This is a genomic window from Nonomuraea sp. NPDC050451 (genome assembly GCF_044458585.1).
This window is the reverse complement of record NZ_JBITHZ010000001.1, coordinates 799,131-813,149: the sequence shown is the minus strand read 5'-3', so window position 1 is coordinate 813,149 and position 14,019 is coordinate 799,131. Positions and strand designations below refer to the sequence as shown.

14 protein-coding genes are annotated in these 14,019 nt (G+C 72.0%); 2 read left to right on the top strand and 12 right to left on the bottom strand.

Annotated features, from left to right (window positions below; genetic code table 11):
* Nucleotides 1–71 precede the first annotated feature (71 nt).
* The 4 genes from der to ACIBI9_RS03600 all read right to left on the bottom strand — a co-directional run bounded on the left by der (nucleotide 72) and on the right by ACIBI9_RS03600 (nucleotide 4,267).
* The gene (gene der / locus ACIBI9_RS03615) at nucleotides 72–1,463 is read right to left on the bottom strand and encodes a ribosome biogenesis GTPase Der (protein ID WP_394500028.1); all 1,392 of its coding nucleotides are present in this window, start codon (nucleotides 1,461–1,463) and stop codon (nucleotides 72–74) included.
* 30 nt (nucleotides 1,464–1,493) lie between these two features.
* Nucleotides 1,494–2,216 (bottom strand): (d)CMP kinase, encoded by a 723-nt coding sequence (cmk, locus tag ACIBI9_RS03610; RefSeq protein ID WP_397220337.1) that lies wholly within the window; start codon nucleotides 2,214–2,216, stop codon nucleotides 1,494–1,496.
* A gap of 61 nt (nucleotides 2,217–2,277) precedes the next feature.
* A complete protein-coding gene (locus tag ACIBI9_RS03605) occupies nucleotides 2,278–3,633 on the bottom strand; it encodes a carotenoid oxygenase family protein (protein ID WP_397220336.1) in 1,356 nt (451 codons plus the stop codon).
* A gap of 1 nt (nucleotide 3,634) precedes the next feature.
* Nucleotides 3,635–4,267: a TetR/AcrR family transcriptional regulator gene (locus ACIBI9_RS03600; RefSeq protein ID WP_397220335.1), complete on the bottom strand. Its 633-nt coding sequence runs from the start codon at nucleotides 4,265–4,267 to the stop codon at nucleotides 3,635–3,637.
* A 108-nt stretch (nucleotides 4,268–4,375) separates the two neighbouring features.
* Between ACIBI9_RS03600 and ACIBI9_RS03595 the strand changes: the two genes are divergently transcribed.
* Entirely contained in the window at nucleotides 4,376–5,221 is an 846-nt protein-coding gene (locus ACIBI9_RS03595) for a glycosyltransferase family 2 protein (protein ID WP_397220334.1), read from the top strand.
* Between the two features lie 40 nt (nucleotides 5,222–5,261).
* Nucleotides 5,262–5,462, top strand: coding sequence for a DUF2795 domain-containing protein (locus ACIBI9_RS03590; RefSeq protein ID WP_192792368.1), 201 nt, complete (start codon nucleotides 5,262–5,264; stop codon nucleotides 5,460–5,462).
* Nucleotides 5,463–5,512: 50 nt separating this feature from the next.
* On the opposite strand, the gene ACIBI9_RS03585 is transcribed toward ACIBI9_RS03590, so the two are convergent.
* The 8 genes from ACIBI9_RS03585 to scpB all read right to left on the bottom strand — a co-directional run bounded on the left by ACIBI9_RS03585 (nucleotide 5,513) and on the right by scpB (nucleotide 13,405).
* Nucleotides 5,513–6,661, bottom strand: a complete 1,149-nt coding sequence (locus tag ACIBI9_RS03585) for an NAD(P)/FAD-dependent oxidoreductase (protein WP_397220333.1) — start codon at nucleotides 6,659–6,661, stop codon at nucleotides 5,513–5,515.
* A 71-nt stretch (nucleotides 6,662–6,732) separates the two neighbouring features.
* Complete coding sequence (locus ACIBI9_RS03580) at nucleotides 6,733–7,632, bottom strand: hypothetical protein (RefSeq protein WP_397220332.1); 900 nt, start codon at nucleotides 7,630–7,632, stop codon at nucleotides 6,733–6,735.
* Entirely contained in the window at nucleotides 7,629–8,690 is a 1,062-nt protein-coding gene (locus ACIBI9_RS03575) for a CU044_5270 family protein (protein WP_397220331.1), read from the bottom strand. The genes ACIBI9_RS03580 and ACIBI9_RS03575 overlap by 4 nt, the downstream gene beginning before the upstream one ends.
* Entirely contained in the window at nucleotides 8,683–9,252 is a 570-nt protein-coding gene (locus tag ACIBI9_RS03570; protein ID WP_397220330.1) for an RNA polymerase sigma factor, read from the bottom strand. Before ACIBI9_RS03570 ends, ACIBI9_RS03575 begins: the two co-directional genes overlap by 8 nt.
* A gap of 104 nt (nucleotides 9,253–9,356) precedes the next feature.
* Nucleotides 9,357–10,445 carry a prephenate dehydrogenase gene (locus ACIBI9_RS03565; RefSeq protein ID WP_397220329.1) on the bottom strand — a complete coding sequence of 363 codons (1,089 nt, stop codon included), beginning with the start codon at nucleotides 10,443–10,445 and terminating at the stop codon, nucleotides 9,357–9,359.
* Nucleotides 10,446–10,508: 63 nt separating this feature from the next.
* Nucleotides 10,509–10,868, bottom strand: coding sequence for a chorismate mutase (aroH, locus tag ACIBI9_RS03560; protein WP_185073133.1), 360 nt, complete (start codon nucleotides 10,866–10,868; stop codon nucleotides 10,509–10,511).
* A 69-nt stretch (nucleotides 10,869–10,937) separates the two neighbouring features.
* Entirely contained in the window at nucleotides 10,938–12,875 is a 1,938-nt protein-coding gene (locus tag ACIBI9_RS03555) for a pseudouridine synthase (protein WP_397220328.1), read from the bottom strand.
* A complete protein-coding gene (gene scpB, locus ACIBI9_RS03550) occupies nucleotides 12,872–13,405 on the bottom strand; it encodes an SMC-Scp complex subunit ScpB (RefSeq protein ID WP_225966326.1) in 534 nt (177 codons plus the stop codon). Before scpB ends, ACIBI9_RS03555 begins: the two co-directional genes overlap by 4 nt.
* Nucleotides 13,406–14,019 lie beyond the last annotated feature (614 nt).

Sequence of the window (14,019 nt, the reverse complement as noted above, 5' to 3'; positions counted from 1 at the left end):
CGTGGGACGCTGCCGCGTTGCTGGAGCTCGGCCTCCTGGTTGCAGGCGGCGCGAGCTCCAGCAGCGATGCGTTACTTGTCCTTCTTGGCCCGCTTCTCCCGGATCTTCATCGTGACCTCGATCGGCGAGCCGGCGAACCCGAACTCCTCCCGGATGCGCCGCTCGATGAAGCGCCGGTAAGTGTCCTCCAGCCAGCCCGACGTGAACAGCACGAACTTCGGCGGCTCGACGGAGGCCTGCGTGGCGAAGAGGATCTTGGGCTGCTTCCCGCCCCGCACCGGCGGCGGCGTCTGCTGCACCAGCTCCGTCAGGAACGCGTTCAGGCGGGCGGTGGGCACCCGGGTGGACCAGGAGTCGAGCGCCTTCTCCAGGGCGGGCACCAGCCGATCGATGTGCCGGCCCGTCAGGGCGGAGATGTTGACCCGCAGCGCCCACGGGGTGCGGACGAGCTGCCGGTCGATCTCCTTCTCCAGGTAGTAGCGGCGGTCCTCGTCGACCAGGTCCCACTTGTTGAAGGCCACCACCATCGCCCGGCCCGACTCGATGACCAGGCCGATGATGCGCAGGTCCTGCTCGGTGAGGATCTGGCTGGCGTCGATGAGCACGACGGCCACCTCGGTGCGCTCCAGCGCGGCGCGGGTGCGCATGGCCGCGTAGAAGTCGGCCCCCTGCAGCTCGCGGTCGCGCCGCCGGATGCCCGCCGTGTCGACGAACCGCCAGGTGCGCCCGCCCAGCTCGATCAGCTCGTCGACCGGGTCGCGGGTGGTGCCGGCCATGGGGTCGACCAGCACCCGCTCCTCGCCCGCGAGCTTGTTGAGCAGCGAGGACTTGCCGACGTTGGGCTTGCCGAGCAGCGCGACGCGGGCCGGGCCGCGCTCGGTCTCGAAGCCGAGCGCGGGCGTCTCGGGCAGCGCGTCGAGCACCACGTCGAGCAGGTCGCCGCTGGAGCGCCCGTGCAGGGCCGAGACGGGGTACGGCTCGCCGAGGCCGAGCGACCACAGCGCGGCGGCCTCCAGCTCCAGCTGCTGGTTGTCGACCTTGTTGGCGGCCAGGACGACCGGCTTGCCGGACTGCCGCAGCACCGATCCCACGATCTCGTCGGCGTCGGTCGCGCCCACGGTGGCGTCGACGACGAACACGATCACGTCGGCCAGCTCGACGGCGACCTGCGCCTGCTCGGCGATGCGCAGGTTCATCCCGGTGGCGTCGGGGTCCCAGCCGCCGGTGTCGACCACCGTGAAGCGGCGGCCACGCCAGTTGGCGTCGTAGGTGACCCGGTCGCGCGTGACGCCCGGCACGTCCTCCACGACCGCCTCGCGGCGGCCGATGATGCGGTTGACCAGCGTGGACTTGCCGACATTAGGCCGCCCCACGATGGCGACGACCGGCAACGGCGTGGTGTCGCCGTGCTCGGTGATCTCAAGGTCGTCGAGGCCGGCCTCGACCCAATCCCCCGTTGGCACGAAATTTCATCCTTTGTGAGTACCGCACCCTCAGGTGCGCTCGTGTATACGGTCGCGGCCGCTTCGGAACTCGTTGGCTCCGCTCTCTCCTTCCGAGCTCCTCCGCTCCGCGACCAATCTCAACACCTCAGCGATGACCTCTTCCAGGTTCAACGGCGTGGTGTCGAGCTCGACGGCGCCATCCGCCATCGAGAGTGGGTCCGTCTTGCGTGTCGAGTCGAGGGTGTCACGCTTGGCCATGGCCTGCTGCTGCGCCTCCACCGTCGAGCCGGCGAGCTCGGCGTTGCGCCGAGCGGCACGGGCCTCCGGGCTGGCCGTCAGGTAGACCTTGACGGCGGCTTCGGGCCAGACGGCCGTGCCGATGTCGCGGCCCTCGACCACGATGTCACCGGCCCCGATGAGCTCCCGCTGGAGCGCGACCAGGCGAGCCCGGACCTCGGGGACGGCGGCCACGGCCGAGACGGCGTCGGTGACCTCGGACTCCCTGATCGGACCCGCCACGTCGACGCCGTCGACGTGGATCGTGGGGCCGTCAGGGTCGGTGCCGGACTCGATGCGCGGCTCGCCGCAGCGGGCCGCCACGGCGGCGGGGTCGGTCAGGTCGACCGACTGCCGGAGCATCCACCAGGTCATCGCCCGGTACATCGCCCCGGTGTCGAGGTAGCGCAGGCCCAGCGCCCGGGCGACCCCGCGCGACGCGCTCGACTTACCCGACCCCGAAGGACCGTCCATGGCGACGACCAGACCGGTCACGGCCTCTCCCTCTTCACGAGCTTCTCAAGAACCCCAACCTGAAGAGGCTACCGTGTCCCGCTCAGTCGGCGATCCAGCTTCCGTGGAAGCCGAGCGGCACGCGGGCGGGCAGGTGGACGGTGGCGACCGGCTCGCCGGTGAAGTCCTGCGCGGACAGGATCATCAGGTCGGCCGCTCCCCTGGCCTCGTTGTTGACGAGGGCGAGCACGTACCCGTCGTCCTCGGCCTCGCCGCAGGCCACGAAGGCGGGCTCGCCGACGTACGCGCCCCGCCCGAACTGCCGCCACTCCTGCGTCCCCCGCACCAGGTCGTGCTTGATGAGCGTGTTGTCGAAGGCCTGGTCGGGCAGGTCCTCCAGCTCGGTGTCGGCCGGGTAGAGCACGTCGTGGAGGTCGCGGGCGGCCGAGGTGTAGCCGTAGCGGTACGGCCGGCCGGTGCGGCGCTCGTCCATGCGGGGGAACTCCTGCGGCCGGTCGTCCAGCCGCGTCTGCCGGACCTTGCCGGCGACCGGGTCGATCGTCCACCGGTCGAGCGTCGGCAGGCCGCCCAGGTCGAGCCGGGCGTCCACGAACCGCTTGGGGTAGCGGACCACGTCCACGACCACCTCGTCGCCGTCGTCGTAGGCGTTGAGCGTGTGGAACACCCAGCACGGGTCCACCTCCACCCACCGCACCTCGCCGCTCTCGCGTGACATGAGCCCGAGCCGGGCGCCGTGGGCGTCGTTCCACGCGTACGGCAGCGGGACGCCCTTCTCCGCGTGGGCCTGGCTGAACGTGACCGGCAGGTCGTAGATCACCACGTACCGCTCGGTGAGCGCGAAGTCGTGCAGCATCGGGGCGTCGGCGATCGGGATGTCCCTGATCCGCGTCACCGAGCCCTCGGGGTCGATCACGATGTGCTGGTGGTGGTCCCAGCCGAAGAAGTAGGCCAGCGCGTGCAGCTCGCCGCTGACCGGGTCGAGGTGGGTGTGCGCGGCGAACCCGCCGGGCAGGCCGCCGTCGAAGTCGCACGTGCCGACGGTGTCGAGCTCGTAGTCCAGCTCGTACGGCAGGGGCCCCGCCTCGACGGTCGCGAACGTGCGCCCGGCCAGCCCGATGACGTGCGTGTTGGCGGCGAAGTCCCAGTTCTTGTGCAGCGGCCCCGGCCGGGACGGCTCGCCGAGCCGTTCGGCGACGCCGGCGCTGCGTACCCAGCGGTTGCGGTACCACTCGGCGCGGCCGTCGCGCAGCCGCACGCCGTGCACCATGCCCTCGCCGAGGAACAGGTGACTGGCCGTGGGGTCGTCGAGGCTGAGCGGGTTGGGGCCGTTGCGCAGGTAGCGGCCGTTCAGCTCGGCCGGGATGCGGCCGGTGACCTCCAGGTCGAAGGCCGTGATCTCATCGGTCACGGGCGCGAACCCGCCGGTGAAGGGCGTCATGTCACGTTCCTCTCGTCGTGGGTCGGGCGCCTTCGGCCAGGAAGGGCGCGAGGACCGAGTCGCAGAGCAGCCGGTAGCGCTGTGCCACCTCGTCCGGCTCGAAATAGCCGGATATTTCCAGACTTACGGCGCCGTGTATGGCCATCCACAGCACATCGGCGATCTCCCGGGCCGCGCCCCCGCGCAGCACGCCCGCCTCCAGGCACTCCTCCACGCACCGCAGCAGCAGGTCGAACGTCCGCCTGGCGGCCTGCACCGACTCCTGGTCCGGTTTGAACCCCGGCATCGCCCCCTGGAACATGACCCGGTAGTGGTCGGGCTCGGCCAGCGCGTAGGCGCGGTAGGCCTCCAGGCCCTTGCGCAGCGCGGTCAGGGGGTCGTCTGGACCCATCACCTCGAGCAGCCACCGCTCGAACCGCGCGAACCCCTCCAGCCACACCGCCTGGCTGAGCCCGTCCTTGCCGCCGAACAGCGTGTAGATCACCTTGGTCGAGCAGCCGACCTCGCCGGAGATGCGCCGCACGGTCAGCGCCGCCGGCCCCTCGGTGGCGAGCAGATGCGTGGCGATGTCGAGGATCGCGGCCCGGACGACGCTCTGCCCCTCCTGCTGGGCCTGCTGGTACGCAGTGCTCACGGTAACGCCGTTTCCTTTCGGTAACGCTGTTACCGCCTTTCCTACCCCTTTCCGGGGAGCGCCGTCAACCTGAGGAGTAAGAGAGCGCGGCGCGGTAAGTGGCCCTCTGTGAACGATCCGCGCGTCACCGTGGTGGTGGCCAGCAAGGACAGGCTGCGGGTGCTGGCCCGCACGCTTCCCCTGCACCCGCGCCCGGTGATCCTCGTCGACAACGGCTCGACCGACGGGACGGCGGGGTTCGTGCGGCGCCACTTCCCGGACGTTCACGTGGTGGAGGCGGGCAGGAACCTGGGGGCACCGGGCCGCAACCTCGGCGTCCGCCTGGCCGAGACCCCGTACGTGGCCTTCGCCGACGACGACTCCTGGTGGGCGCCGGGGGCGCTGGAGCAGGCCGCGGACGTGCTGGACGCGCATCCGCGGCTGGCCGTCCTGGGGGCGCGCGTGCTGGTGGGGCCGGAGGAGCGCCTGGACGCGGTGTCGGAGGCGATGCGCGACTCACCGCTCGGCGTGGAGCCGGACCTGCCGGGGCCGAGCGTGCTGGGCTTCCTGGCGTTCGCGGTGGTGGTGCGCAAGGAGGCGTTCCTGGAGGCGGGCGGGTTCGACGACGTGATCTTCTTCTTCGGCGAGGAGGAGCGGCTGGCCGTGGACCTGGCCGCGAAGGGGTGGGGGCTGGCGTACGTGGACGAGGTCGTGGCCCACCACCACCCGCCTCGCCCCAAGGACCCGCGCGGCAGGCAGGTGCTGGCCACACGCAACGCCGTGCTGACCGCGGTGCTGCGCCGCCCGTGGCGGGTGGTGGCGCGGCGGTCGCTCGACGCGCTGCGCGCCGGCCCGGCGGGCTGGGAGGGGCTGCGTACGGCCGTGCCGCGGCTGCCGCGGGCCCTGGCCGAGCGCCGGGAACTGCCGGCCGAGGTGGAACGGGCGCGGCAACGGCTGGAACGACCCGATTGCTGACCGAATGTTACATATCGTGACAGCAGGGCAGCACAGAGTTATGACAACGATACCGAACCCGATCGACCTGCTCAAGAACCTGAGCGGCGTGGAGTTTCCGGCCAACAAGCAAGAACTGATCAGGGCTGCCCGCGAGCGCAAGGCGAGCAAGGACATCATCAAAGCCCTGGAGACCCTGCCCGACCACGAGATGTTCGACGACCCGAGTGACGTGACCGAGGCCCTGACGACCAGGCGCTGATCACCGAAAGTGCGACGGGCGGGGCCGTGGGGCCCCGCCCGTCGTGCTGCTCACCCGAGCCCCGCGCTCAGCGCGAACACCCACACGGGCACCAGACCCCGCTTCAGCAGCCTGAACGTGGGGATCGGACTGCTGCTCACGGTCTCCTTGTACGTGATCGCCGCCCGGCCCTTCAGGTACCACCTGCGCGGGCTGTCGTCCGGCCGGGTGAACTGGATGACCGCGTCCTTCCGCCCCAGGGAGATGGGCTGATGCACGTACCCGAACCGGAACGCCTTCGGCGTTCTGCCGCGCAGGGTCGCGGCGAGCGAGTCGGCGGCGTGCAGGCCGGTGGGGATGCCGCCCTGGCAGGTGCCGTGCAGCACGCCGTACGGCTGGCTGACCGCGGCGGCGTCGCCGACGGCGTACACGTCGGGGTGGGACACCGAGCGCAGCGCGGAGTCCACCACGATCCGGCCGTGGGCGTCGACGGTCAGCCCCGACCCGGCGGCCAGCGGCAGGCCCCTGGTGCCGGTGGTCCACAGTGTCGCGTCGGAGTGGACGAGCTCGCCCCCGGCCAGCTCGACGCCCTCCGGCAGCACCTTGGTGATGTCCGCGCCGGTGCGCACCTCGACGCCCAGCCGCTCCAGCGCGGCGTCCAGGTGGGCGCGGGCCCGCTCGCCCATCATGGAGCCGGGCCGCCCCCGGGTCAGCAGGACCACGTGCAGGTGCGGGTGGGCCTCGGCGATCTCCGTGACCGACTCGACGCCGGTCAGCCCGCCGCCGGCCACGACGACCGTGCCCGAGGTGAGGGCGGCGAGGCGTTCGGCGAGCCGTACGGTGCCCGCGTAGTCGTCGTAGACGAAGGCGTGCTCGGCGACGCCGGGCACCGAGGCGTCGGTGACGGTGCCGAGCGCGTAGATCAGCTTGTCGTAGCCGAGCACGCGCCCGTCCTCCAGGCGGGCCTGCCGGCGCTCGACGTCCAGCCCGGCCACCCGGCCCTGGACGAACTCGATGCCGGTGCCCGCGACCACGTCCTCCAGCGGGAAGTCGGCCAGCCGCTGCCCGGCCGCCGTCTGGTGCAGCCTGAGCCGCTCGGTGAACCTCGGCGAGGCGTTCACCAGCCTTACCCGGCCGCCCGTGCGGCGGGTCCTGACGGCGGTCCTGATGGCCGCGACGACTCCGGTGTAGCCGGCTCCGAGTACCAGAATGTCGGTCATTTTCCTTACCTCCTCGATCCGCCCTGAAGACGGATCGAGGAGGCTCGGATGTGACATCGGGCTGGTGCTGATCAGCCGGCGGCGGGCACGGCGGGCTTGTCGTCGGTCCAGCCGACCTTGTACGTCTCGACCGCGCTCTTTCCGGCCAGCTGCTTGCCGCCGTCCTGGAGGTCGACGTAGTGGGCCAGCAGCGTCATCGTCCGGGTGTCCACGATGAACTGCTCCTTGAGCACCGAGCTCTTCTGCTCGTAGACCGGCAGGGCGACCTTCTGACCGGACCGCTTCAGCGGATCCTTGGCCTGGCCGAGGTCACTGACGCCCTTGGTGGTCCTCAACGCCTGGTACGCGGCGGACCTGACCTTGAACGGCACCGGGTTCTCGTACAGCAGCCTGGTCATGTACTCGGCCACGTACCGGTCCAGGTTGGCCAGCCAGTCCTCCTTCTTGGCACTCGGGTCGGTGGTCTTGGCCTCCTCCGCGGCCTCGTCGATCCAGGCGCGCACGTCCGCGACGACGCGCGCCCTGAGGGCTCCGGGCTCGGCCGGCAGGGCCTGGAGCTGGGCGTACGTCACCCACTTCTCTCCCATCCGGAACTTCCCGGCGGGCCGCCCCTCCGCCGGGCCCACCCGGCCCTTGCCGGGCTCGGTGGACAGCGAGATCTTCATGCCTTCCGTCCGGTACGTCCACGAGGCAGGCGAGCCGTCGGCCCGCCAGGCCGCCTCGTCCTTCGCGGTCTTGGGCCGGGCACCCAGCTCGCGGTAGGCGGACCACGCCTTGCCCTCAGGTGTTTGCCACTCGACGCTGACCGACCGCTCGGTCAGCGTGTATCCGCTGCCCACGGGGCGCGGATGGTCTCCGGTCCGCACCACCTCGACCCGCCAGTAGGCGCCTTCGGCCGGGGCCGCCTGCGCGGGCACGGCGACGACGCCGGCGGTGATGAGGACGGCCGCTGCGGCCACCGGGTATCTCACTTCGTCTCCTCCAATGGGTTGTCATTCGTCCAGCGGCTGTCCTGGACCGCGGTGTACTCCAGGAGCAGCCCGTCCTTCACCGACCGGGTCTCGATGGACAGCGGCATCCCGCTGACCGGGTCGATCACCAGCCGGGTGCGGCTCTCTCCCACGTACGGTGTCGTGGGGTATTCGGCGGAGCGGTATTCGACCGCCTGCCCCGCGCGGCCCAGCACGTCGGTCACCGGCCCGACGGCGCCGACCCCGGGCAGCGAGGCCAGCAGCCGGTAGGCGGCGGCCCTGGTCCGGCTGGTCACCGGTGCGAAGAAGAGCAGGCGGGCGGTGTTGTCGATGGTCGCCTGATCGTCTGGGGCGCCGAGGAGCGCGCGCAGGCCCTCGGGGGTGTCGGGCACCTCGTTCATCTTGGTCAGCGGCTTGCCCGCGAGCACGATGCGGAAGTCCCAGTCCTCGGTGGAGAAGGTCTCCGGCTTGCCCGGGGCCGCCCGTACGATGCCGTTCGGGGCGTCCTCGGTGGGCAATCCGGGAGTCTTCTCCCCGTACGTCCACGACTCCGGCGCCCCGCCGGCGCGCCAGGCCGCCTCGTCCTGGGGCGTGGCGGGCTTGGCGCCCAGGTACGTCCAGCGGTACCAGGTGCGGCCCTCCGGGTCCGCGGGGATCCACGTCTCCTGCGACTCGCTCTGCCGCAGCACGTAGCCCTGGCCGGGCTCGCGGAACTCCTTGCCGTGGACCAGCGTGCTCCCCCACCAGGTGCCGGTGTCCGGCACGGAGGCCACCGAGGCCGCGGCGGCCAGCAGGAATTGTTTGCCGTCCGGCGCGGCGAGCACGCCGTGCCGGCTCGGTGGCACGGTGGGGGCCGTGGCGGGGACGACGACCAGGGCCGCCGCGGCCGCCGCGCCCGCGAGGCCGAGCCCCAGCCCGGTCCACCTGGCGGCCCTGCGGCCCTTCCGTACCCGTTCCCCCGCGATCGCGGCGGCCAGCTTCTCGCGTCCGGCCCGTTCCACGTCGGGCGTCAGCGGCGGCGCGGGCAGCAGCTCCCGCACCGCCCGGTAGTCATCCATCGGTGCCTCCGTTCAGGGGGTTGACGCTGCCCAGGGCGGCACGAAGCTTCTTGCGCACGCGGGACAGGCGGGAGCCGACGGTGCCGTAGGGGATGTCGAGGGCCTGGGCCACCTCTTCATGGCTCAGCTCGCCCAGCGCGCTCAGGAGCAGCACGTCCCTGTCGCCGTCGGACAGGGCCCGCAGCTCCGCCGCGAGCCGTCCCTGCGCGCTCACGGCGTCCACGCGGGTCACCACGCGCTCCTCGTGGCCGTCCTCCGGGGCGCGGTGCACTCCGGCGCTGCGCTGCAGCGCCGCCAGCCGCCGCGTCTCGGCACGGCGGTGCAGGGCGATCAGGTTGCCGGCGAACCCGTAGAGCCAGGCGCGGACCTCGCCACGCCCGGAATCGAATGTCTCGCGCTTCCTGAAGGCCGCGAGGAACACCTCGGCGGTCAGGTCGTCGGCGGCCTGCCGGTCCAGGCGCCTGCCGAGGTAGGCGTGGATCTCCGCCACGTACCGGTCGTAGATCTCACCGAAGCGCTCGGGTTTTCGGCGCGACAGCTCCAGCAGAGCCGCGTCGCTCAATGCCTCCGCCGGGTCCGATGGCCCGGCGCGAGCCGTCACATTGGCAGTCACACCCTTTACTCAACCGATAGGGCGTTCTGCTTTCACACGGGACGATCCCGATCTCAGGGAACTTCCCAGCCGCGCTCGCGCAGGCCTTCGGCCAGCGAGGAGACGGCGTCGGGCTGGACCGACAGCTCGGCGATGCCCAGGGGCAGCCCGGGGGCGTGCTCCAGGCGCACGTCCTCGACGTTGACCCCGACCTCGTCGCACACCCGGAAGAGGCGGGCCAGCTGGCCAGGGCGGTCGCCGATGACGACCTGGACGACGGCGTAGGAGGAGGCCGGGCCGCCGTGCTTGCCGGGGATGCGGTCGTGGCCGACGACGCCGCGCTTGAGCAGCTGGGTGATGTCGTTGGTGGCGGTGCCGTCGCCCTCGGCCAGGGCGCGCAGGGCGCTGGCGGCGTCGGCCAGGTCGGCGGCGACGGCTTCGAGCACCTCGGCGACCGGGGAGGCGTTGCCGGACAGGATGCCGAGCCAGAGGCTCGGGTCGCTGCCCGCGATCCTGGTGACGTCGCGTACGCCCTGACCGGCCAGGCCGAGCGCGACGTCGGTGGCGTCGGCCAGGCGGGCCGCCACGGCGGAGGCGGCGACGTGGGGGGCGTGGGAGACGACGGCGACCGCGCGGTCGTGCTCGGACGCGCTCACCTCGACCGCGTTGGCCCCGCACAGCTCGATCAGCCGCAGCACGGTCGCCTTGGCCTCGGCGTCGGCCTCCTCGGTGGGGCACAGCGCCCACGGCCGGCCCAGGAACAGATCGGCCCTGGCCGCCCCCGGGCCGGACTTCTCGCGGCCCGCGAGGGGGTGGGAGGCGACGTAGGAGGTCAGGTCGCAGCCGAGCTGGGAGGCCCGGTGCAGGGGCTCGGCCTTCACGCTGGCGACGTCGGTGTAGAACCTGGCGGCGTTCATCCGCTGCAGCTCCAGCAGCTCGCTCGCCACGTGGGCCGGGGGGACGGCGATGATCGCCAGGTCCACCTCGTCGGCGAGCTGCTCGTCGGGGTTCCAGTCTTCGCCCGCGCCCAGCTCCCGTGCCAGCCGTACGGCGGCGTGATCGCGGTCGGCGAGCAGCACGCGTACGCCGCGCTTGCGCAGCGCCAGGGCCGCGGAAGTGCCGATGAGACCGGTGCCGACGACGAGCGCGGTGCGAAGTTCCATCTCGGTGTCCTGATTTATCGGGCCATAGTGGGCGTGAATATGCCCTGACGTAATCGCCGGGCGTTACTGGGCGATATCCTGCCGCAACTTCACCGCGCCACGCAGGTAGACATGCTGGATCGCGGAGCGCGGGCGGTCGAGGTCGACATGGGCCATGAGGCGTACGACGCGGGGCAGCGCGCCCGGCACGTCGATCTCGGTGCAGCAGATCAGCGGCACCTCGTGGAAGCCCAGCTTGCGCGCCGCGAGCGCCGGGAACTCGGCCGTCAGGTCGGGCGTGGCCGTGAACAGCACGCTGATCACGTCGTCGGTGGTCAGCTCGTTACGCTCCATGATCGCGGTGACGAGCTCGGTCGTGCCTGCGATGATCGAGTCGCGGTCGTTGGCTTCCACCTGGATCGCCCCGCGGATCGCCCGCACCATGTGGTCAGTCCCCTTCCATAGCGGGAGAGCCCGTGCGGAGGTTCGCACGGGCTCCTGCGTCCGGCCAGATTACAGCTTCACGGCCGCGTACAGCTCACCGACCTCTTTCAAGGTCAGCGCCCTAACCGTCCCGGGTTTGGTACGGCCCAGCTTCACCGGGCCGAACTCGATCCTGGCCAGATCGATCACCCGGTGGCCGGCCTCTTCCAGCATGCGCCTGACGACGTGCTTGCGACCCTCGTGCAGGACGACCTCGACCAGCGCCTGCTGGCCGTGCTCCTGCACGATCGCGAAGCTGTCGGCCTTGACGAGGCCGTCCTCCAGGTCGATGCCCTGCTTGAGCCTGCGGCCCAGGTCGCGCGGGATCGGGCCCGGCACCTTGGCCCAGTACTTCTTCTGCACGCCGTAGCTGGGATGCGTCAGCCGGTTGGCCAGCTCGCCGTCGTTGGTGAGCAGCAGCAGGCCCTCGGTCTCGGTGTCCAGCCTGCCCACGTGGAACAGCCTGGGGGCCAGCTCCTCCACATAGTCGGCCAGGCACGGGCGGCCCTGCGGGTCGCTCATGGTGGACACGACGCCGATGGGCTTGTTCAGGGCGTAGTAGACGAGGTCGGGGGCGGTGGGGATGCGCTTGCCGTCCACGTGGATGACCTGCGTCGCCGGATCCACCTTGGCCCCGAACCGCCGCACGACCTGGCCGTTCACGGTGACCCTGCCGTCGCCGATCATCTCCTCGCAGGCCCGGCGGCTGGCCACGCCCGCCTGGGCGAGCACCTTCTGCAGCCGCACCCCGTTGGGGACCTCGGTGGTGTCGCGCTCGTCGGTGTAGTCGTCGGGGTAGAAGTCGCGGTCGCGAAGGGGCTGGCGAGCGGCCTTCACGCGGTCGCGCTGGGGGCTGCCGCCGCCGATCGTCTGCACGTCGTCGCGGCGGGGCGTACGGGGGGCGCGGTCGGTGGTGCGGGCATCGCCGTCCCGCCTGCCGAACCGGGCACGCGAGGAGGCCGGAGCGGCCCCGTCCCTGCGCCCACTCCGGTCAACCCGGAACCCACCGCCACCACTGCGCTCGTCACGCCGCCCGGCACCGTAACCGCCACGGTCGTCACGCCGCCCGGCCCCGGCACCCTCGCGCTCATCGCGCCGCCCGGCACCGTAACCGCCACGGTCATCGCGCCGCCCGGTGCCATAGCCGCCACGGTCATCGCGCCGACCGGCCGCGGGACCTCCGCGCTCGTCACGCCGCCCTGCACCGTAACCACTGCGCTCGTCACGCCTGCCGGCACCGTAACCACTGCGCTCGTCACGCCTGCCGGCACCGTAACCGGTGCGCTCGTCACGCCGCCCAGCGCCGTAACCGCCACGCTCCTCACGCCGCCCGGCACCATAGCCGCCGCGCTCGTCACGCCTGCCGGCACCGTAACCGCTGCGCTCGTCGCGCCGGCCTGCACCGAAGCCGCCACGCTCCTCACGCCGGTCGGTGCCGTAGCCGCCGCGGTCGTCGCGGGAACCACGGGCGCGCTCGTCGCCGTACCCGTCGCGCCCCCTGGCACCGTAGCCCCGGCGGTCGTCGCGGAACCCGCCGCCACGCTCGCCTCCGCGCTCGCTGCCTCGCTCGTCGTCGCGGCGCTCGGAGCGGTATCCGCCCCGGTCGCCGCGGGGCCGCTCCTGGCGCTCACCGCGCCCGTTGCGGTCTTCGTACCGGCTCCCGCGGTCTTCGTAGCGGTTGCCTCGGTCGTCGTTGCGGTTGCCGCGGTCGTCGCGCGCCGGGTTGCGCTCCTCGCGCTCGCCACGGGGGTTCCTCTGCTCGCGGTCGCCCGACCCGTACCGGGCACGCGAGCCGCTCCGGTCGGCACGGAGAGAGTCCCTGGACCCGCCGCGGAAGCCGTCGTTCGAACGGGACCCTGAGCCTGAGTCGGAGCGGAAGGCGGGACGTCCCGCGCGGCCCTGACCCGCGCCGCCGGTACGTCCACGACCGCGTCCATCACCGGACGGGGTGCTACGCCTGTTGATCACTTTGTTGTCTCCTCGAGGTTTTCCACGTCGTCGGGGAGGAAGGGCGCGAGCTCTGGGAGCTCGCTGAGGTCCCGCAGTCCCAGACGTTCAAGGAAGTATGAGCTTGTCCGGTAGAGCACTGCCTGGCTCTCCGGGTCGGTGCCGGCCTCTTCGACCAGCCCTCTCGCGACGAGCGTCCGCATGACGCCGTCGCTGTTGACGCCGCGTACCGCGGCGACGCGGGCCCGGCTCACCGGTTGCCGGTAAGCCACGACCGCAAGTGTTTCCAGCGCGGCCTGGGTGAGCCGCGTCTGCTGGCCGTCGCGTACGAACCGCTCGACCAGGGGCGCGCAGTCGGCACGCGTGTAAAAACGCCAGCCGCCCGCGACATCTCTCAAGTCAAAACCTCGGCCGGCAGCGGTATATTCCGCCGCCAGGCCCCGCAACGCGGCGACGACCTCGTGGGTGGGCCGCTCCAGCACCTGGGCCAGGGTGATCTCGGACACGGGCTCATCGACGACGAGCAGGATGGCCTCCAACGCCGCCTCCAACGTCGGCCCTTCTCCCGCCCGCTCCTCCGCGTCCCCGAGTCCCTCCTGGAGGTCTTCCGCCTCTTCCTCGTCCCACCCCGGATGGCCTTCCGCGCCCAAGACGGCATCCGCGCCACTCGCATCGCGCCACTCGCCCGCCAGCGCCTCACCGGCCTCCGAAACGCCCGCTTCCTCGGCTGCGCGCGTTGCGCCGGACTCCACCGCACCACGACCCGCCGACCCGGCGCCCGAAAGACCCGCGTCCGGGGCGGCGGAGGGAGCCCTCGGCGCCGGGGCGTTGTCCGATGGCGCCTCCTGCAGAAGCGAGACGTTGGCCGAAAGCGATCCATCCGCCGTCCCCGCCCCGGCGGCCGATCGGGCCCCATCGGTCAACGGTGCGTCGTCTGAGGACGGTCCGGACGCCGACGGGGCATCGTCCGCCAACGGCGCGTCGTCCATCCGCGCAGTGTCGTCCGCCAACACCGCCTCGTCCGTAAACGGGGCGTCGTCCGCCAACGGCGCGTCGTCCGAGGGCGGTGGCTCGGGTGGTGATGGCGGTTCGGCCGCGTCCTCCGCCTCCGGGGGTGATGGTTGGACGAGGGAGCCGGGGAGGGTCATCCAGGCGGGGAGCGGGG